19 protein-coding genes and 3 pseudogenes are annotated in these 17,865 nt (G+C 60.9%); 3 read left to right on the top strand and 19 right to left on the bottom strand.

Annotated elements, in window-relative coordinates:
• Position 1 precedes the first annotated feature (1 nt).
• Positions 2–1,264: a beta-ketoacyl-ACP synthase II gene (fabF, locus tag IQ24_RS03300; RefSeq protein ID WP_145396312.1), complete on the top strand. Its 1,263-nt coding sequence runs from the start codon at positions 2–4 to the stop codon at positions 1,262–1,264.
• A gap of 123 nt (positions 1,265–1,387) precedes the next feature.
• Here the strand turns inward: fabF and IQ24_RS20370 are convergent.
• The 3 genes and pseudogenes from IQ24_RS20370 to tet(G) all read right to left on the bottom strand — a co-directional run.
• A pseudogene (locus tag IQ24_RS20370) lies at positions 1,388–1,573 on the bottom strand (DUF3363 domain-containing protein); the annotation flags it as partial.
• A complete protein-coding gene (locus IQ24_RS20365; protein WP_022675688.1) occupies positions 1,510–2,466 on the bottom strand; it encodes a LysR family transcriptional regulator in 957 nt (318 codons plus the stop codon). The gene IQ24_RS20365 and the pseudogene IQ24_RS20370, both read right to left, overlap by 64 nt.
• Before the next feature lie 56 nt (positions 2,467–2,522).
• Positions 2,523–3,698, bottom strand: coding sequence for a tetracycline efflux MFS transporter Tet(G) (tet(G), locus tag IQ24_RS03285; protein WP_145396311.1), 1,176 nt, complete (start codon positions 3,696–3,698; stop codon positions 2,523–2,525).
• A gap of 103 nt (positions 3,699–3,801) precedes the next feature.
• On the opposite strand from tet(G), the gene tetR(G) reads away from it, so the two are divergent.
• Positions 3,802–4,428: a tetracycline resistance transcriptional repressor TetR(G) gene (tetR(G), locus tag IQ24_RS03280; protein ID WP_145396310.1), complete on the top strand. Its 627-nt coding sequence runs from the start codon at positions 3,802–3,804 to the stop codon at positions 4,426–4,428.
• Here tetR(G) and IQ24_RS20175 read toward each other — a convergent pair.
• The 11 genes and pseudogenes from IQ24_RS20175 to IQ24_RS03230 form a co-directional block, all read right to left on the bottom strand.
• Positions 4,425–4,541, bottom strand: a pseudogene (locus IQ24_RS20175) (DUF3363 domain-containing protein); the annotation flags it as partial. The gene tetR(G) and the pseudogene IQ24_RS20175 overlap by 4 nt on opposite strands.
• A 93-nt stretch (positions 4,542–4,634) precedes the next feature.
• A complete protein-coding gene (floR, locus tag IQ24_RS03270; RefSeq protein ID WP_145396309.1) occupies positions 4,635–5,849 on the bottom strand; it encodes a chloramphenicol/florfenicol efflux MFS transporter FloR in 1,215 nt (404 codons plus the stop codon).
• Between the two features lie 216 nt (positions 5,850–6,065).
• Positions 6,066–7,298 (bottom strand): DUF3363 domain-containing protein, encoded by a 1,233-nt coding sequence (locus tag IQ24_RS20360; RefSeq protein WP_268905781.1) that lies wholly within the window; start codon positions 7,296–7,298, stop codon positions 6,066–6,068.
• Between the two features lie 174 nt (positions 7,299–7,472).
• Positions 7,473–7,973, bottom strand: a pseudogene (locus IQ24_RS20570) (relaxase/mobilization nuclease domain-containing protein); the annotation flags it as partial.
• A 388-nt stretch (positions 7,974–8,361) separates the two neighbouring features.
• Positions 8,362–8,940, bottom strand: a complete 579-nt coding sequence (locus IQ24_RS03260; protein WP_145396308.1) for a hypothetical protein — start codon at positions 8,938–8,940, stop codon at positions 8,362–8,364.
• Positions 8,937–9,809: a lytic transglycosylase domain-containing protein gene (locus IQ24_RS03255; RefSeq protein WP_145396307.1), complete on the bottom strand. Its 873-nt coding sequence runs from the start codon at positions 9,807–9,809 to the stop codon at positions 8,937–8,939. Before IQ24_RS03255 ends, IQ24_RS03260 begins: the two co-directional genes overlap by 4 nt.
• Entirely contained in the window at positions 9,806–10,141 is a 336-nt protein-coding gene (locus IQ24_RS03250; protein ID WP_145396306.1) for a DUF736 domain-containing protein, read from the bottom strand. The genes IQ24_RS03255 and IQ24_RS03250 overlap by 4 nt, the downstream gene beginning before the upstream one ends.
• Positions 10,142–10,175: 34 nt before the next feature.
• Positions 10,176–10,721: a S26 family signal peptidase gene (locus IQ24_RS03245; protein WP_145396305.1), complete on the bottom strand. Its 546-nt coding sequence runs from the start codon at positions 10,719–10,721 to the stop codon at positions 10,176–10,178.
• Positions 10,718–11,236: a DUF2840 domain-containing protein gene (locus IQ24_RS03240; protein WP_145396304.1), complete on the bottom strand. Its 519-nt coding sequence runs from the start codon at positions 11,234–11,236 to the stop codon at positions 10,718–10,720. Before IQ24_RS03240 ends, IQ24_RS03245 begins: the two co-directional genes overlap by 4 nt.
• A gap of 58 nt (positions 11,237–11,294) precedes the next feature.
• On the bottom strand, positions 11,295–12,371 hold the full coding sequence (locus IQ24_RS03235; protein ID WP_145396303.1) for a replication initiator protein A: 1,077 nt from the start codon (positions 12,369–12,371) through the stop codon (positions 11,295–11,297).
• Complete coding sequence (locus IQ24_RS03230; protein ID WP_018426335.1) at positions 12,372–12,641, bottom strand: helix-turn-helix transcriptional regulator; 270 nt, start codon at positions 12,639–12,641, stop codon at positions 12,372–12,374.
• Positions 12,642–13,086: 445 nt separating this feature from the next.
• Between IQ24_RS03230 and IQ24_RS03225 the strand changes: the two genes are divergently transcribed.
• Positions 13,087–13,389, top strand: coding sequence for a DNA -binding domain-containing protein (locus tag IQ24_RS03225; RefSeq protein WP_407586946.1), 303 nt, complete (start codon positions 13,087–13,089; stop codon positions 13,387–13,389).
• 13 nt (positions 13,390–13,402) lie between these two features.
• On the opposite strand, the gene IQ24_RS03220 is transcribed toward IQ24_RS03225, so the two are convergent.
• The 5 genes from IQ24_RS03220 to IQ24_RS03200 form a co-directional block, all read right to left on the bottom strand.
• Complete coding sequence (locus tag IQ24_RS03220) at positions 13,403–13,951, bottom strand: GNAT family N-acetyltransferase (protein WP_145396302.1); 549 nt, start codon at positions 13,949–13,951, stop codon at positions 13,403–13,405.
• Between the two features lie 237 nt (positions 13,952–14,188).
• On the bottom strand, positions 14,189–14,707 hold the full coding sequence (locus IQ24_RS03215) for a DUF2285 domain-containing protein (RefSeq protein ID WP_145396301.1): 519 nt from the start codon (positions 14,705–14,707) through the stop codon (positions 14,189–14,191).
• A gap of 46 nt (positions 14,708–14,753) precedes the next feature.
• A complete protein-coding gene (locus IQ24_RS03210; RefSeq protein ID WP_145396300.1) occupies positions 14,754–14,969 on the bottom strand; it encodes a transcriptional regulator domain-containing protein in 216 nt (71 codons plus the stop codon).
• Between the two features lie 200 nt (positions 14,970–15,169).
• Positions 15,170–15,700 (bottom strand): antirestriction protein ArdA, encoded by a 531-nt coding sequence (locus tag IQ24_RS03205; RefSeq protein WP_145396299.1) that lies wholly within the window; start codon positions 15,698–15,700, stop codon positions 15,170–15,172.
• A gap of 211 nt (positions 15,701–15,911) precedes the next feature.
• Entirely contained in the window at positions 15,912–17,834 is a 1,923-nt protein-coding gene (locus IQ24_RS03200; RefSeq protein ID WP_145396298.1) for an ATP-binding protein, read from the bottom strand.
• Positions 17,835–17,865: the final 31 nt, after the last annotated feature.

Genomic DNA, 17,865 nt, shown 5'->3' with positions numbered 1-17,865 from the left:
AATGCGTCGAATTGTTATAACCGGCATGGGTCTGGTGGGCCCTCTTGGTTCCGGGACCGAAACAAGCTGGAAAAGGCTCTTGGAAGGAAAATCAGGAATTAGGAGTTTGCCCGATGAAATCTCCAGCGACCTGCCGGTGAAAATCGGAGGACTCGTTCCCAGCCTGATTGAAGATTCCGAAGCCGGTTTCGATCCCGATGTGATCGTTGACACAAAGGATCAACGAAAAATGGATCGCTTCATTCTGTTCGCACTAGCGGCCGCGATGGAGGCTCTTGAAACGGCGGGATGGCATCCTACGTGCGACTACGAACGTGAGCGCACGGCGACAATTATTGCCTCTGGTATAGGCGGATTTCCTGCAATTGCTTCAGCAGTTCGTATAACGGATACACGGGGAGCACGGAGGCTATCACCCTTTACCGTGCCATCGTTTCTGGCCAATCTCGCGGCAGGACATGTTACCATCAGGCATGGATTTACAGGTCCTATTGGCACGCCTGTAACCGCCTGCGCTGCCAGCGTTCAAGCCATCGGCGACGCCGCGCGGCTGATACGCTCTAACGAGGCCGACATCGCTCTGTGCGGCGGGGCAGAAGCATGCATTGATAAGGTTAGTCTTGGAGCATTTGCTGCCGCGCGAGCACTATCCACCGGCTACAATACTACCCCGGAACTGGCGTCGAGGCCGTTCGACACCGGGCGCGATGGTTTCGTAATGTCTGAAGGGGCGGGTCTGATCGTCATAGAGGAATTAGAACATGCCCTCGCTCGGGGTGCCAAGCCCATAGCGGAATTGGTGGGATACGGCACAAGCGCCGATGCACATCATATGACTGCCGGTCCAGATGACGGCCGAGGCGCGGCCCGTGCGATGGGAATTGCACTCCACAGTGCTGGGTTGAAACCAATCGATATTCAACATTTGAACGCACATTCCACCTCCACCCCCGTAGGAGATCGAGGAGAAATTGCCGCGATACAATCCGTGTTCGGCAATCATGATGTGGTCGTAAGCGCCACGAAATCGGCTACGGGGCACCTACTTGGTGCCGCAGGCGGTATTGAGGCAATCTTCACGTTGCTCGCTTTGCGCGATCAAATTGCTCCCCCAACGAGAAATTTAGAAACCCCCGATCCTGTTGCCGCTGGTATCGACCTCGTTCGCCAATCTGCGCGGCCCATTCTCATGGAACATGCCATTTCCAACGGATTCGGCTTTGGCGGTGTTAATGCAAGTGTCGCTTTCCGGCGATGGCAGTAACAGTCCCGGACTGTGCTTCCGCAAACACTTCGGTTCGCTACGCAACGATGGTCAGATAACGCTTTTGAGAGGAAGGTCGAATAGAGCATTGATCCTATAGCGCCGGTCCTATCTGCCCGCGCAGACCTCGCTGCTGAGCTGGCGGTTGATGACCGGCCGCCACGGGACAAGGGTGCATTTATGGCTCTTTTCAACCACAGCGAACTGGCTGCTGGATAATTGTACGGTGCCGGTGGACTTGTCGCTCACGCCTTCGCTATCCGTGGTAGTATCGAACGGTAGTCCGTGCAGACCTTCCGGCCCATGTCGTTGGCGAGGCTGAGCAGGTTGCGAAGCGCCGCGCTGCGATTGGACGGCGACCAGACAGCCGAGAAGGCGACCGGCTCCGGCTCGTCGGTGAAGGGCAAAAAGACAATGCCGTTTGTCGGCAACAGCGCCGTGGCCGCGCCGACGATGGTGATGCCAAAGCCCTGTCCGACCAAAGACAAAAGGGTGCCACGCCCCACGTCGAAGCGCAGGATCGACGGCGCAGGCCAGCGCTCGGCATGGCGTAGCACGATATGGCTATGAACCTGCGGTCCAGTGCCGCCATGCCGGACAAGGAACGTCTCGCCTGCCAAATCGGGCCATGTGACGGCTGACCGCTTGGCGAGCGGATGCCGTTCCGGTAGCACCGCCAAGAGCGGTTCGGTCCATGTGCGACGGGAATGGCAGTCGGGTGGTTGGGGCGTGCCCGCGACGAACGCCACGTCCAACCTGCCGGCGCGAAGCTGCACCACCGCTTCACGGGCCGGGCCTTCGGCGATCTCGACTTCAACATCGGGGTAATCCTTGCGGTATTGGCCGATCAGCTTTGCGAGGAAGCTATGCGGAATCAGGGCATGGATACCGATGCGAAGCCGGCCGCTTTCTCCGGCTGCCGCCATGCCGGCGGTTTTCACCGCATGGTCGAGTTGGTCAATACCTACGGCTATCCGCTCGACGAAATGGCGTCCGGCCTCGGTCAGCCGAACGCCGCGCGCATGACGCTCGAACAAGAGGATGCCGAGGTCTTCTTCCAGTGCCTTCACGCGGGCGCTGACGCTGGACTGTGCAACGCCGAGCGCGTTGGCGGCGTGACGGAAGTTGAGATATTCGGCGACAGCGAGAGTGTGAACTAAGGTCATCATTGGCACTCGCCCCGAAAGGAGATGATTGCTCAACAGATTTAATCCGTCATTTCTCCTAAGTCTACGCATGCCAAATCGCCATGACTAAATCACAATGAAGTTGCGAATGGTCTGCGTAGTATTGGCAGACATATTAAATAGAGGATCGCGCCGACAATCCAAACCCAACCGTTCCATGCCCCGGCGGTGGCAGAATAGAGTGCTGTGAAGCCAAGCGGTCCTGCGATAGAGCTTAGATTGGTGAGGCTCGTTAGCGTTCCTTGCAAAGCCCCTTGCTTGTTACTGCTGACCTTGTTTGAGAGCATTGCCTGCAAGGCCGGCATGCCAACACCCCCGGCGGCAAGCAGCAACAGAATCGGGAACACCATCCATCCCTGCGTGGCAAAAGCCAGAAGAACGAAGCCAGTCGCATCCGCAGCCATGCCAAACAGCAGCGTGCGCCGCTCTCCAAGCCGGCTTGAAAGCGGGCCGGTAACAAACGCTTGGAAGATCGCATGTGTTGCCCCAAACGCCGCGAGCGACAAACCAACGGTCGCGGTGTTCCACTGAAAACGGTCCTCGCCATATATGACCCATAGGGCTGCAGGCACTTGGCCGATCAGTTGAATAATGAAGAAAACTGCGAAAAGCGCACCTAGCCCGCGCAATGCATCATCCAGCCGTAACAGAACGAATGGTTTGATGCGAACCGGCTTTCCGGTCCCGCCATGGCTGTGATGAGTCTCCTTGAGGAAAATGCAGGCAAGCAGGAACGCGAACCCGTTGAGAAGGGCGGCGGCGATAAACGGGGCATGAGCAGAGATACCACCGAGCATGCCACCAAGTGCTGGCCCGGCAATCATGCCCGCCCCATAACAGGCCCCCATGTAGCCGAACCAGCGTGCGCGAGAACCTTCCCCCGTCGAATCGGCAATGGTTGAGGCTGCTACAGCTCCGGTTGCGCCCGTGACGCCGGACACGAGTCGGCCGATATAGAGCACCCATAAGACCGGCGCTGATGCCATAATCGTGTAATCGACTGCGGCTCCTGCAAGAGAAGCCAGAAGTACCGGACGCCGACCGTAAGAATCCGAAAGCTGTCCAAGCATGGGCGCGAAGACGACCTGCATCAATGCATAGAGCGACAGCAAGGCACCATAGTGTCCAGCGACCTGCTCTGCTGGCACAAGCTCACGCAGAAGCGTCGGAAGGACGGGCATGATGAGGCCGAGACCCATGGCGTCAAGACCCACGATCAGCAGGGCAATGATGGCAGAGCTGCGCACCTGAAACTCCAGCGCCGCTCAATGGAGCGACTTTATCAACGATAAGGAGATGGACATAGAACTTATCGGTGATAAATTGTCAAGCACTGGCGAAGGAACGTGAATGACCAAACTGGACAAGGGCACCGTGATCGCGGCGGCGCTAGAGCTGTTGAACGAGGTTGGCATGGACAGCCTGACGACGCGGAAGCTCGCTGAACGCCTCAAGGTTCAGCAGCCTGCGCTTTACTGGCATTTCCAGAACAAGCGAGCGCTGCTTGATGCGCTCGCCGAGGCGATGCTGGCGGAACGCCATACCCGCTCGCTACCCCAAGAGAATGAGGACTGGCGGGTGTTCCTGAAAGAGAATGCCCTGAGCTTCAGAACGGCGTTGCTCTCTTATCGCGACGGCGCGCGTATCCATGCCGGCACTCGACCGACAGAACCGAATTTTGGCACCGCCGAGACGCAAATACGCTTTCTCTGCGCGGAGGGCTTTTGTCCGAAGCGCGCCGTTTGGGCGCTCCGGGCGGTCAGTCACTATGTGGTCGGTTCCGTTCTCGAGCAGCAGGCATCTGATGCCGATGAGAGAGTTCCGGACAGGCCAGATGTGTCCGAGCAAGCACCGTCGTCCTTCCTGCACGATCTGTTTCACGAGTTGGAAACAGACGGCATGGATGCTGCGTTCAACTTCGGACTCGACAGCCTCATCGCTGGTTTCGAGCGGCTGCGTTCATCTACAACAGATTAGAGGCTTATGCCCCTTTGCCGCCCCAACTGCCACGACACCGATCCGCTTTGCACGATGCCCATGACCTCACGGCCGAGCTGGCGGTCGATGACCGGCCGCCACGGGACAAGGGAAATGAGCGGTATCTTGCCAGACAGGATACCGCCATTCACGAGGTTTCGAAGATTATTGCGCCGCATCGGAGCGGGCTTGCTTCCAGTCGTCGGCTAGACGACTGGCGACTTCTCGGTGGCAGCATCACGGGATCGAAGGAGCGCCAGCCCCAACGACACCAGCACTGCCATTGCCGTGGCGTAACAAATCACGGGCCACGCTGTATCGCCGTTTAACAGCGTCACCGCCAATGTCCCGACGATACTGACTATCAGGCTTTGGATGCAGAAGTAGAACGCAACCGCTGATCCAGCGATGTCGTCGAACTGCGCAAGTGCGCCGTTGGCGGTAACGGACACCGTGAAGACAATGCCGACCGCGACAACCCACATCGGCAGGATGAAGCTGAAAAATGACGGCGATCCGAAAAGTTGGCCGATCCCCAACAGGATCGCGCCGGAAACGAGCAACGCCATCCCGCGCGCTACGCATCCCGCGATACCCCATTTGGCAACGAAGGACTTTGCGAAGCGGGTTGTCGTGACCATGACCAGCGCGACAGTCGCGAAGGCCAAGCTAAATCCGATCTCGGAATAGCCGGCTTGGCCTATGAGAACACGGGGGGCTGTCGAGAAGAAAACGAAGAATGTGCCTATGCCGGCACTAAATCCGACCGTGTAAACCCAAAAGGCCGGACTCGCGAAGATCGGCAAAACAGATCGTTGCGTTCTGGCCTGATCCAACGGTCGGGTTTCATGCCACCTGAAACTGGCGTTTAAGAGTGCGAGCGAAGCCAGTGCAGCCAGTGTGATGAAGATCGCCTGCCATCCCCAAAACTCGCCGATCAGCGCACCGGCTATAGGGCCGAGCGCAGGCACGAACGCCAGCATCGAACTGAAAAGGCCGTAGATGACGGCACCTTCGGGACGATTGGCATATACGTCGCGCACGGTCGCGAAGGTGGCCACCAGCATGGCCGATGCTCCAACAGCCTGAACCAGACGAAACGCAACAAAGGCTAATGCAGTTGAAGAACAAGCCGCTCCCAGAGACGCAGCAACGAAAGCCGTTGCGCCTACAAGCAGGATCGGCCGTCGCCCGACGCGATCGGAGAGTGGCCCAAAGATCACTTGGCCCACACCGAGCATCACCATGTAGAGGCTCAACGTGAGTTGGATTATGGATGGAGTCGTGTTCAGGACGCCCGGCATCGCCGGAACGACTGGAAGATAAATATCCATCGCCAGCGAGGCGAGGATGTCGAAGGGAGCCATAAACAGCAAGGCTGCCGGCAGCGTATAGGCCCACGCGGGGCGTGTCGTGGTCATGACGAATCAACCGCTCGATTAAGGATACCGGGCAGCGTCTGCTCGTCAGCAATCAGATGGGATTGGTCTTACAGAGCGCCGCAACAACAATTCTGATGTTGCGGCTTACTTGTCTGCTGACTTGGAATTTCCCATGCTGATGGCTCCACGATTACGAAATTGAATAGCAGCTCTTATCGAATTAGTTGTTGCGTTGCAATGCGGTATCGTTGGCTCCTATAGCCCCAACCCCCGCTGCCGCCCTAACTGCCACGACACCGAACCGCCCTGCATGATACCCGCGACCTCGCGGCCGAGCTGGCGGTCGATGATCGGCCGCCACGGGACAAGGGTGAACTCGTGGCTCTTTTCCACGATGGCGAACTTGCCGCTCGTTAGCTGGACAGTCCCGGTGAACTTGCCGCTGACACTCTCACCATCCTTGGCGGCGCGGAACGGCAGCGCCTTGCCCTCGGCCATCTCCGCACCGGCGCGCGCAACTTCCCGCTCGCGCAGGGTGGCGAGAAGATTGCGCCGGTAGAAGATTCGGCCGTCCCTGTTGCGCGTGGCGTCGCGCTGTTCGATATGATGCTCGCGGCGCTGGTCCATGGCTTCGCGGACCTGTTGCCCGAAGCCGGTCGGCGCAAGGTCGGCCGTTTCGCCATGGACCAATCGCCGGTCCAGCCATGTCGCGCAGTCCGAACGTATCTGCCTTTGCAGATCAACCGGGGAAAGCACGCGAACGCTGGCCTGCCGGTCGCGGCCGGTATCGTAATCAGCCGCGCGGCTGACCAGATCATCTGGGATGCGCCATTGGTCGGCGTCGATGCGCTCGACGATGCCGGCCCGGCGCAGCGCCTCCAGCCGCCGGACATGGGCATCGATATAGCCCTCATCGTCGCCGCCGGGAACGCGGCCCTCGAATTTCGCCTGCTCCAGATGGCGGCTCGGCCGATAGATGCCGTCCTCGGCGATGGCGGTGATGGTGCGGTCGGACGGCCGGGGTGCCACCTCGGCCGGGCCGATCTGGATGACGCTGCCAATGCGGGCGTCCTCCAGCCGCTCGGGCGTGATGCCGGCGATGTGGTGCGTCCTACCGTCGATCCCGTCCACCACGATTGTCAGGTTCTCGCCCAACTCGTCGGACAGGTGCTTGTCCACGACGCGGCCGACGATAGGCGTCTCGGGCGCTCCGTCATGGATTTGGAAGCTCATGGGATCGCGTTCGCCTGCCTGCGGGCCGAGCGCCTTCTGCATGGTGCGGATAATGTCGCCACGCTCGCCTAGCTCGCGCAGGGCCGGTTCCATGTCCTTGCTCAATTCCCAAACGGCGGGCGCGTGCTCGGTCGCCAGCCCCATCTTCTCCAGCTTGGTAAGGCGGCGCAGGCGCAAGGTGCGCTCGAACTGCCGCCTCGGCTCTGCCAGTTCATGGCGCAGGTCGAGGAAACGGGCATCGGCTTCCTCGACCATGGCGCGGTCGATCCGGGTGAAACGGTCTTGGTCGATCTCGGCGGATAGCTTGCGGGCCTGCTCGATCTCGGTCACGGGGCCGAGTTCGAGACTGGCAAGCTCGCTGGCGCGTTCGCGCAGGCCGGCGGAAAGGTAGTCGCCGTTGATGACTAGATCCCCGCCCATATCGTCGCGGCCGTTGACGACGATATGCACATGGGGATGGCCGGTGTTGTAGTGATTGACGGCAACCCAATCGAGTTTGGTGCCAAGGTCAGCTTCCACCTGTTTCATGAAATCGCGGGTGTAGGCCGTGAGGTCCGACAGCTCCGCCCCCTCCTCGGGCGAGACGATGAATCTGAATTGGTGGCGGTCGTCCTTGCCGCGATCAAGGAAGGCGTCGCCATCGGCGCGGTCCTCGGTCGCCGAATAGAGCCGGCCCCGCTCGCCGTCGCGTGAGGTTCCGTCACGCTGGACATAGCGCAGATGTGCACGGGCACGGCCGCCCTTCAATGCGGCCCTGACGCTGCGCTGCTTGACGATGACGCGGCGGCTGCCCGGCTGGCGATGATGCCAGTTGCCCGAGATATTGCGGGCACGCACGAAGCTCGCGCCCCGGCCGCGCTTCACGCCCTTGCCGCTGGCGACCACGGCACGGGACCGGCCCGACGATGACGGGCGGGCGGATGACGGCATGGAAGGGTCGCGGGAGGCTGCCGCCTGATGCTGCCGGGTGATCTTCCTGACCTGCGTGAAAAAGCTCTTGGTCTTGCCAGCCTTCGGCGTGTCGGATCGGATGCGGCCGGGCTTCGGTCGGAAGCGGTTTTCGTCGTCGGCGCTCAAGGGCGCGACTCCAGCCCAAACCGCCGGAAAACCGCCGATCTGCGCCTATGGTGCCGCTTGAAACCCTGCAAAGCCAAGGCTTTGCGCAAAATCGCGGCACGCGGCCCCTCAAAACCATGGTGCCGGAACCGGCCACCTAACCAGTGTGCAGACAACAACAATTTCCAGAAGCGGCCCGACATGGTGCCGTCTTCTTTAATCTTGCCCTCCGCCCTTCCTGCCTTTTCTGCCCCTCCTGCCTTCATGATCCTGCTCCATCCGCTGCACGATCCTGCACACCGCGAGGCGCAGCGGAACGCGCTGCCGGCTCGTCCGGCAAAGCGAATTTGAGCCGCCATGTGCGCCACGCTTCGGCAACCGCCCCGGTGCCGGGAAACAGGTCGTCGAGCATGTCGTCGGGACGCGCGGCAACCATCTCGAAAGCCCAATGGCAGACCGCTTCGGGCTTCGCGCCAGTGAGGCCACGGCGCAGGGTGATGCTCTCCTGAATCCAGTCCCGCATCACCAACCGCTTGCTGACGACAGGCTTTCGCGCGGCCTTCACGATGACCGGCTCCCACGCGAAGGCGACCGGAATATTGCGTTTGAACGCAGCAAATCCCTTCACCCATGCCATCCATCGCGCACCCGTTCGCTCGACCAGTGGGGCAAGCGTTGCGATGGAGCGCGGCGTCGCGGCGGCGTGCAATATCCAGCCGTCATAGTCGCGCTCCAGTCGCTCGATCAGGCGCACATGATCGACCTCGCCGGCATAGTCGGGATGATCGCGGTAGAGGTGCGCGCAGCCGATATAGGGCGGGTCGGCATAGGCAATCTTCATCGGCGATCCGGCTCCGAAACGGCAGCAAACAGATCACCGGATTGCGCCTCGGACGGCAGTTCGGACGCAGTTCGGGCGTCGGTCGAGCGCGTGACAAACATCGGTGCCTCGCGCCAATCGGGCGGCGGTGGCGGTGCCGATGACGGCGGTTCGGTTGCAGCCGCGCCGCCGAGGATTGGCGCGAGCGCGGCGACATAGGCCCGCGTCTCGGCTGGCAGCGCGCGGCCGGTCGCGCGGTGCTCGTCGTAGCGACCGGGACCGGCATTGTAGGCTGCCAGCATCGCGCCGACATTGCCGTAGCGGTCGAACATTTCGCGCAGATAGGCCGTGCCTGCGAGGATGTTGTCGCGCGGGTCGTAGGGATCGTGGCCGAGGCCATGGCGGACGTGCAGGCCCGCCCATGTGTCGGGCATCACCTGCATCAATCCCATCGCGCCGGCCGACGAAACCGCCCGCACATCGCCCGCGCTTTCGGCGCGCAGCACGGCGCGAATCCAGTGCTCGGGGATGCCGAACCGCTGCGACGCCTCGGCAATGTGCGCCGCATAAGGATGGACTGCGGCCGGGCGCTCGACAGGCGCGGATTGCGCGACCGCGACGCCCGATCCGGCGCAGACGGAAAGCGCCCCCGCCAGCAACAGAACGGCATAATGCCATGCCGGCCTGTCTCCGCTTTGCCGCCAGCCTGCCAGCGTGCTCGCTGCGGTCAAGGGCAAGGCGCAAGCGCCGGCCGATGGCCGCCCCTGACCTTTGCTGCGCGCGCCGGCCGTCTGGTCGCCGAGCGGGACGAAGGGATGAGACGGCTTTTCCGCGAACAAATGGATGCCGATCTTTGACCGGATGGCGGGCCGGACGCGCGCGGCCGTCATTCCTCATCCTCGATCTTCCGGGCGTGCTTCCAACGCAGGGTCCAGACCGAAGGGTCGTCGTTGGACTGGAACAGTTTGGCGCGGATCGGGAACGGAAAGATCGGTCCCTCCAATCGCATCGACACGAACTCGCCAGCGTTCTCACTGGAGTCTTTCCATGCGGGGCCTGCGTCCGGCCCGTCCTCGCTGTCGAGGCGCAGGCGATAATCGGGCGCGTTTTTCACGTCGCTGGGCTTGGCCGGGACGATGAACAGCTTTTCGTGGAGGCCGAACGAATGAAGCTCTCCCGCATAGCCGGTTTCGGTGCGGGTGAAGGTGCCTATTTCTGCCATGGGAAATCTCCTGCGGTTGGTTCTCGGGGGGGGGTCAGTGCGTCGGCGCGCGCCACTCGTAGCGGCCGACGCCTTCCTCATCGGTCCAGAGCGGAACCGCTCGGCCGATGACGGAATCTGCGGGGATGGGTCCGAAATAACGGCCGTCGAGGCTGTCGCGGACTTCCCAATTCATGAGGAAAAGCTGGTCGCCGCCGATGACGCGGCAGCCCTGCCAGACGGGCAGATCGCGGCCGAGGCTGTCGCGCTCCAGCGCCTCGCCCATCTCGATCCCGTCAACCGTGATCGTGCGGCCGGCTCGGCAAACCCGCTGTCCGGGCAGGCCCAAGACGCGCTTCAAGAGCGGGACGCCTCGCGCGATATAGCCGCGCTCGACCATGAAGCTGGCGAGCGGTTCGGGCGGCATGATGGCGACCAGCTCGGGCACGTCAATCCGGTCTGCCGGCTCGACGGTGTAGAACCCGACTGGCGCGCTGGCGGTGGCGTTCCATATGAGTTTCGTCGGCGTCTTGACCGCGCTTGCGGCGGCGATGCCGATCACCGCCAGCGCCGTCACCGTAAGGGTGCGGCGGCGCGTCATGGCTCGATCCTTCGACGGTGAAGCCAAGCGGCATGTCGCTCGGGCGTGTAGGCGTGCGGTTCCAGATTGGCGGTCAAACGGTTGTGGACGTGCCGCCAGTGATCCGGCGAGGCGTCGGCCGGATCGAGGCCGAGCGCATCCACGGCGTCGATAGCTACAAGCGCACGCTGCACCTTGGGCCAGCCGTCGAGGCGCAACAGGATTTCGCCACCGGGGCGCACGAAGGGCAATGTCTGGAACGGCTCGCCGCGCCCGATGGCGCGCACAATATCGATGCGCGAAACGACAGTGCCGTGCTCGCCTTTCGCCCATCGCACGAAGGCAAAGACGCTGCCCGGCGCGAAGCCGACGACGCTGCGGCGGCGGTCGATGATCTGCTCGTAGCTCTTGCGGCCGAAGCGTATCCAGTGCTCGACCTTGCGTTTCTCGAAGGTCAGCTCGACCAATGTTGTGAAGGGCGCAGGCCCGTCCGGCAGCGGACGGCCGTGCGCGCTGCGGTGGGCGCGACGGGTCATTGTTCGTCTCCGGTGATGTGCTGGGGGCTGCGCGGGCGCAGCGCGTCGAGCGCGGCCGTCATGGCACGCCCCTTCGGGCAGAACCGGCACCACGCTTCGCCTGCGCGCGCGTCAAAGAAAAAGAGTTAGATTCTCTGTTAGATAAGTTAGCGGTCGGATTCCGCGTTTCAGGCCAAAGCGTTAGCTGCGGTTCGTGCGCCTGATCTGCCGATAGTGCTGCGCCTGATGTGCCGATACCCCGTGCGCCTGATCTGCCGATGGCATTAACAGGGTTATCAACAGTGCCTGTTGATGAGCTTTCGGGGCGGATGCGCAGCAGTTCGCGGCCGTCTTCCCGCTCGATCTGGAGCAGGTAGCCGGGAAGTTGCTGGCGGGCCGCGATCCGGCGCAGGTCGAGCGCGAAGTCGGACGGCCGGGCGAGGCTGCCGGATTTCTGGTGGAGGTGCGCGACCTCGAAAACCCAGCCGTGGCGCTGGTGCCCGGCGTGCTTTCGGGCGACGCGGTAAAGCCATCGCTCGATGCCGCCAGTCAGGCGGAAATAGGCCGGGTCGATGGTCAGGACCAGCGAACGGTCAATGACGCTGTTGTAGAACCATTCGGGCAGGACGAACTCCATGCCCTCGACGCGGCCGGCGCGCGTCGTCATTTCCTCCCACTCGTTGATCCATGAGAATTGCCGGCGACGCCAATGCGGGCCGTTGCGGATGGTGGTGGCGATGACGGTCGATTGCAGCCGTGCGAGCGCGGCTTTCAGAAGCCGGTATTGATGATTGCCGGTCGGCCGCCCGATGGCGCGCAACAGATGGTAAGGCGTAAACCGGACAAAGCGCGAAGTGGTGAGGCCGTTGTTCTCGGCCGCAACGATCTGCGAGGCCGCCCATATCAGCACATCGGCGTCCCATATGGTCGCCATGCCGTGCTCGGGCATCCCGAACACCTGCACCTCTATGTCGGCGGCCTTGTAAAGAATCGGCTTGGTGCGCGGGGTCTTCGCCAGCGAGAAGAACGGCCGTTCCATCAAGTCGCGCTGGTCGCGCGGCGGCGCGTCGCCGGTTGCGACCACGAAGGGGTCTAGGCGGCTGCGCTCGCTGTCCTCGGTCGGCTGTGCGGGGTCGTGGTCGTCCTCGCGCAGCATCTAGCAGTCGCCCCGTTCTTCGGGCGTAAGCGGACGCGCGGGAAAGACGGTGCCGGCGGTCTTGTCGCGGGTGGATTTGCGCTCGCCCGCCGCGCTCCAGTCTTCCAGATCGCGGACGGTGTAGAGGACGCGACCGCCGACTTTGCGATAGGTCGGCCCGGTGCCATAGGTGCGATGCTTCTCAAGGGTGCGGATGGATATGCCGAGGAAGCGCGCGGCTTCCTTGGTGCGCAACAGGCGCGGCGGCAGGCCCGCAAGTGGGTTGGGCATGGATCACCTCCAGTCGGGATTGGGCTGCCGAGGGCGGCAGCGGACTGTGGCGAAACATGGCGAGAGACCGGCGGCGCGTAGCGTGCCGCATTTGCGTCTATGCGCTGGCGGCACCCCCTCAAGGGGCGGTGCGCGGCCAATAGATGAGGGATTTCAGCATCCCGTGCCGCGATGCGCCGAAAAGGCAAAGACATTCGCGCGCAGCTCGGCTAAGATTGTGGGTGGAGCAGACGCGCTGCTCTGGGGCGTAGTAACCCCTGACTAGCGGTTGGTGTCGGCCGTGACGGCACCACGATCCTCGAACCTATGGTCGGGGAGCCTATGGCGTATGTCCAAGGCTACCCGCCCAAAGGTCATAGGGCCGTCTAGTCACGGTTACTAACTCCCCGATCACCAGGTAGAGGGGCCATTTGCGGGGGCGCACCGCAAGCAAGGCTCTCTCCAGATGAAGGGGATGGCGATGCGGGTTCCCGTCGAACTCGATCCCGATGTGGACGATGAAGCGCCGACCGGCGACACCATAACCGTCTATGACGAACGGCATTTCGTGACCTATCTGCGCTTACTGGATGCGAAGGCAGAAGGTGCGGACTGGATGGAAGTCGCGCGGATCGTGCTGCACCGCGATCCGGTTGCCGAGGAACTTCGGACCTATCGTTGCTGGCAAAGCCATCTCGAACGCGCGCAATGGCTTTCGCATGAGGGCTATAGGAAGATTCTGGAACAGGCGGCAGCTAACAAGGCGTGAGCATCGGCGGTTTTCAGTTTGCTTTGTGTCGCAAGTTTCGGGACTCTGAACAGGTCAGCTCATACGTTACCTCGCCGTGCTCAGTGCCAGGTATAGGGTCGGGAAAATCCAAGAAATCCGTCCGCGTGTGTTTCATGCCAATCTTCTCCATTACACGGCGCGACCCTTGGTTGACCGCCATTGTATTGGCCACAATTTTATCATACCCGGCGACCTCGAAGCCCCAACTGATGAGAGCCGACGCGCCTTCAGATGCCAGCCCCTGACCCCAAGCTTCCCGGCGTAGTCGATATCCAATTTCAGCTACCGTCTTCACTTTCGGCAACAAGCAGAACCAGCCGACGAACTCGTCATCCACATTGCGTCGCGCCGTCCAGACGTTCGGCTCGGTCCCTCTTGGCATGAGAAACGGCGCGGTCGCCGGATCGGCCCTGTCATGATCAACCGCGCCATTGTTGAGAAACCGCATCACTTCTGGGTCAAGCTCTAGCTGGATGAAGTCGATGCGATCCACCGGGGTGCAAGGACTGAGCGTCAAACGCGCCGTCTTTAGTAAAGCCATAGCAAATGTTCTCAAAAGAAATTTCGAGTTGGTCGGTGCGAAATCGTGGATTGCCCAACAATTTTAGTCAGTCGTACGTCGGCTTTGTATTATGTTAGCTTTCTAACCAATCTCTACCGAAGTTGTCGCGTAAATTCACTTCTCGGAAGGCCGATTTTCCAGCCTTTTTCGTGTCGCACGTCATTGTTGCAGTTGGCAGAAAATTTGCGACATACAACAAGATGGTGCTCGGAATGATCAACGCTTGTTGGGCCTGATTGGATAGTGGAGCAACAGGCGATAGCCGCCGAGCATCATTTTAATACCGTGAGCGACTAGGCGGCGGGCCTTGTTTTTGCGCGGGTCATTCTCGAAATCCTCCTTGCTGCCGCGAAAGCCGAGAAGGACTTCGGCGATCGTGCGATAGCTTTCGCCGTGCAACCGCGCGTCGAGCGCGCGCAGGGACAGGATATGCCATTGCCGGAGCTGGGCGGGAACGGCCCGGAAGTCGGGGCCGGGTGCGCGACCATTGAGGGATCGCCAGAAACGGCGGGCGGCGTGAGCGCGAAGCTCCAGAAAATTATCCATCGGTAGCGTGGCGGCGAAGGCACCCGAGTCCGACACCGCCTCGGGCAGCCAGAATTGATGTGAGACACCATCCACCTGCCAGATGCCGTGCCAGCCATCGGCAGCACGGCGCATGTCGAGGTCGGAGAGATGGGCCAGCGTCAATATTGGTTCGGTGTCGCCACCCTTATGCTCGACCGGCGAGAGCATCACCGCTTGAGGATGAAGGCTCGGACTCCAGATTGGCGGCAGCCGGTCATGCGGCGCGTCGGGATCGCATGGGAAATCGCAACCCCCAGCGATCCGCGAACGCTTCAAGGTCGCGGCCGGACGGTCCCCCGGTCAGTGCGATGGTCTGGAACGCCTGACGATACTCGTCATTCCGGCGCAGATATTCCCAAGCGAAACCGGCGGCCGGAATATGCTTCGCGTGCCTGTATGCCGCCGGCGAACGCCAGTCGATGCTAAGCATGGCGTCACCTCCCAAAGCCGGGGCGCGCAAGGCAGCGCCCAGCCCTTAGAGGTTCAAAGATCGCTGGAAATATTGAAGCCGCTCAAAGCAGATACGTTGAGCGGCTAACCCGATCATTCTTAGTTGTTTTCTGCTTAACACTATCTCGATGTTTCTACGAGACGCCCGCCCGCAAAAATGCGGACGCGGCGCTCCGGCTTTCATTGAATAGAAAACACATGCACCTCGTCATGTGCGGTTTCGACTGTGAAAAACTCGCCGTTCATTTCAGCGTCACGGGCCATTGCTTTCCAATCAATGTAGTAGCGTAGCGCGTCGGGGATCGTGACGCCGCTTTCAGCGGTCAAGTCCTCCATGAAGTCGGCAAGGCTGGCGAACTGGCCGTGATAGCAATCCTGCAAGGCGGTTTCGGCTTGGTTTATGTCGCCGACGAACTGCTCCAGCAAGCCAGCGCCTAACGCGCCATGCTCTGCGATGAAAGCGCCCATGTGCGCCACGGTGTCGATGCCGGCATATTCCTTGATGGTGACGCCCTCGAAACCTTCATAGTCATGGATGGCATAATCCTCCGCGCCCTTGATCGGCGAGCGTGCAAGCATCGCGGCAATCTCGTCCCTGATTTCGTCGGCGTCCTGATCCGCGTCGATCCAAGCCCCATGCAGGTAGCCGTTATTGTAGGCGGCAAGGCAAGCGACATAGATGCGGGGATTGCTGTCGGATACGTTGGTCATGTCTCTGATCCTCGGGTCTGAAGGTCAGCGAAGCGGAACGCCGCGCCTGACCTTCTGGCCGTCGCCGAGACCGGGTGTGCGAACGGAGGGAGGCTTCGCGGGGAACCGGCTGCACGGAGTGCGTCACGCGCGGAGGAAGCTGGGCGGAAGCCTTTCGAAGTGCGCCGAGGGCGGAGCCCTAAGTTACCGAACTTTTTTCCTGCCAGCTCAACTACACGTCGAAACCACCTTGGCGTGCGATTGGCTCTTTTACGAAGCTGTCGGCATCCAAGCCAGCTTGGCGCAGGAACGGTGCCTCGGAAAGCCGTGCATACAGATTAAGCATCCGAGTTTCGGCACGTCGGATAAATGTTTCATAGGCCATGGGGATAATCTTGGTCCGCCCTTCCTCACGAACGCCTTCACGCGGCGTTAGTCGCGATCCCAGGACAAAACAGGTCACACGCGTAGAATCGTCAATCAATCCGTGAGTCTGCAATTCAACGACATACTTCCATGCTTGGTTCTTCTGATCCATGCCGATAGGAATGCCGGGCCGCTTCAACTCGACAACAATCAAGTGCTCCACGCCAATAACTTCGTGCTGCTCATCGAACGCGGGGCGGGCAAATAGTCCTACACTGCCATCGGGTAGAATAACGAAGTCGGGCCGGTTCAGGCTACCGTGTGCGGTTCCGCCAAGCAACCGTCTAATAACCTCCGACATGCCGCGATTGGACGTGAACTCGATGCTTTCGAACTCAGGACCGAATACCCATAGACTCCGCTCAATAAGAGGCTGAAGCTCGCGGACTTCATCGGCGCGTTCATCGCGAAGCTTTTCGTGCAGTTCGCCGATCAGCTTCAGTCGATTCTGGATTTCATCTAGCGCCAGCTTTGCGGTCGCGACGCTCCAATCTGCGAGAATGCCGTCCAATTGATCCAGCTCGCCTGGTTGAAGGCCATGCAGTCGCGCCAGCAAGCTGTATCGGGACGACGACGCCTCCAAATTAGCAAGAATGCCAGCCACTTGATCAATCTGTTCGGGAGAGATGCCGGGGCAGGTATCGATGACTTGATCGACAAAGCTGTTCCACCGCTCACGCGCGCTCGGAGCTATCCTGACGACAGTAGAGGCATAGCGTTCGCGAACCGCCTCCTTGGCTTCCGAACGCCGCTCGAAATTGAACGCAGCAATTTCTTCGCGAATTTTGTCCTGAACGGCGATCTGGGTCTTCTTCCAGATTTCATTGTTGGGCTGGAACCCCGACCAGTCTGGCAGCACGGCATCGCTGTCCGCCAAGAAGTCGGCAAAGACGATGAACGTGAAGCGCTTGGCTTCGCTCGTTCGCCCGTCGAGCACGCGTTCATAGTCGGTGCCGCGCCAGCCGCAATCACCGACCAGCCGGTTGTTGACATGCCAAGCGATACCGTGCTGCCGCGTTGTCCGGTCGGCCCGCTGCGAGTCGATCATGAGGATTGTCGCACGACCGATATCGGGGATATCGACGAAGCTCTCCCGCAAAAAATCTTGGGGAATGTCATCGAAAGTGACGGGCTGGCTGTCCACCGACACCTTGAAGTTCGGGTCTGTCAGAAAGCGTGTTCCAAGCACCTCTCGAACATCAGCGGCGCTAAGCCGTAACCGCGTCGATTCTACCGCGCGAATTTCCACACCGTGCCCGGTGCTCTGTTCACGCTTAATGACTTCCCAATTGAAGGGGCGCTGCCCGCCCCTGGAAACCCGATAGGCTACTTTTTCGCCGGCGGCCTCTATGATTATTTCATAGGGATTGGAGAAGGCGAAGCCGCCGTGCCGCCCTCTACCATTGCGTCCGTATACTCGGCGCGGCGCCAATTCCGGGAGTTCTGTGGGTGGGGAGACATACTCGCCCTCGGCCTTTACCCGATTATAATCAAAGACGCCCCAGCGCTGCTCGAACTGCGCGGCGGTCATGCCGCGACCGTTATCCTTAATCGAGAATTTCCGGGCACCGTCATTTGTTGGCCAAGTTATGTCCACCTCTGTCGCGTAGGCATCCCAAGCATTCGCGACAAGTTCGACCAAGGCGACCGAAAGATCAGAAATGATTGGGCCGGCATGGCGGTCCAAGAAACGCTGATCAAATGCCAGCAACTGCTGTTCGGATGCCATCGCTCACTCCCCCTACGCCATATTTAGCAAT

Source organism: Paracoccus sulfuroxidans, from assembly GCF_007830335.1.
In the GTDB taxonomy this organism is placed as follows: domain Bacteria; phylum Pseudomonadota; class Alphaproteobacteria; order Rhodobacterales; family Rhodobacteraceae; genus Paracoccus; species Paracoccus sulfuroxidans.
The sequence above is the reverse complement of the archived record's forward strand: the minus strand, read 5'-3'. Positions and strand labels throughout refer to the sequence as shown.

Excerpts from the sequence above, each read along its gene's own strand:
- IQ24_RS03250 (WP_145396306.1), bottom strand. The coding sequence starts at position 10,141 with ATGGCAGAAATAGGCACCTTCACCCGCACCGAAACCGGCTATGCGGGA.
- IQ24_RS03230 (WP_018426335.1), bottom strand. The coding sequence starts at position 12,641 with ATGCCCAACCCACTTGCGGGCCTGCCGCCGCGCCTGTTGCGCACCAAG.
- floR (WP_145396309.1), bottom strand. The coding sequence starts at position 5,849 with ATGACCACGACACGCCCCGCGTGGGCCTATACGCTGCCGGCAGCCTTG.
- IQ24_RS20360 (WP_268905781.1), bottom strand. The coding sequence starts at position 7,298 with ATGGTCGAGGAAGCCGATGCCCGTTTCCTCGACCTGCGCCATGAACTG.
- IQ24_RS03260 (WP_145396308.1), bottom strand. The coding sequence starts at position 8,940 with ATGAAGATTGCCTATGCCGACCCGCCCTATATCGGCTGCGCGCACCTC.
- IQ24_RS03200 (WP_145396298.1), bottom strand. The coding sequence starts at position 17,834 with ATGGCATCCGAACAGCAGTTGCTGGCATTTGATCAGCGTTTCTTGGAC.
- IQ24_RS03255 (WP_145396307.1), bottom strand. The coding sequence starts at position 9,809 with ATGACGGCCGCGCGCGTCCGGCCCGCCATCCGGTCAAAGATCGGCATC.
- IQ24_RS03240 (WP_145396304.1), bottom strand. The coding sequence starts at position 11,236 with ATGACCCGTCGCGCCCACCGCAGCGCGCACGGCCGTCCGCTGCCGGAC.
- IQ24_RS03245 (WP_145396305.1), bottom strand. The coding sequence starts at position 10,721 with ATGACGCGCCGCCGCACCCTTACGGTGACGGCGCTGGCGGTGATCGGC.
- IQ24_RS03225 (WP_407586946.1), top strand. The coding sequence starts at position 13,087 with ATGAAGGGGATGGCGATGCGGGTTCCCGTCGAACTCGATCCCGATGTG.
- fabF (WP_145396312.1), top strand. The coding sequence starts at position 2 with ATGCGTCGAATTGTTATAACCGGCATGGGTCTGGTGGGCCCTCTTGGT.
- IQ24_RS03210 (WP_145396300.1), bottom strand. The coding sequence starts at position 14,969 with ATGCTTAGCATCGACTGGCGTTCGCCGGCGGCATACAGGCACGCGAAG.
- IQ24_RS03215 (WP_145396301.1), bottom strand. The coding sequence starts at position 14,707 with ATGCTCTCGCCGGTCGAGCATAAGGGTGGCGACACCGAACCAATATTG.
- IQ24_RS03205 (WP_145396299.1), bottom strand. The coding sequence starts at position 15,700 with ATGACCAACGTATCCGACAGCAATCCCCGCATCTATGTCGCTTGCCTT.
- IQ24_RS03235 (WP_145396303.1), bottom strand. The coding sequence starts at position 12,371 with ATGCTGCGCGAGGACGACCACGACCCCGCACAGCCGACCGAGGACAGC.
- IQ24_RS03220 (WP_145396302.1), bottom strand. The coding sequence starts at position 13,951 with ATGGCTTTACTAAAGACGGCGCGTTTGACGCTCAGTCCTTGCACCCCG.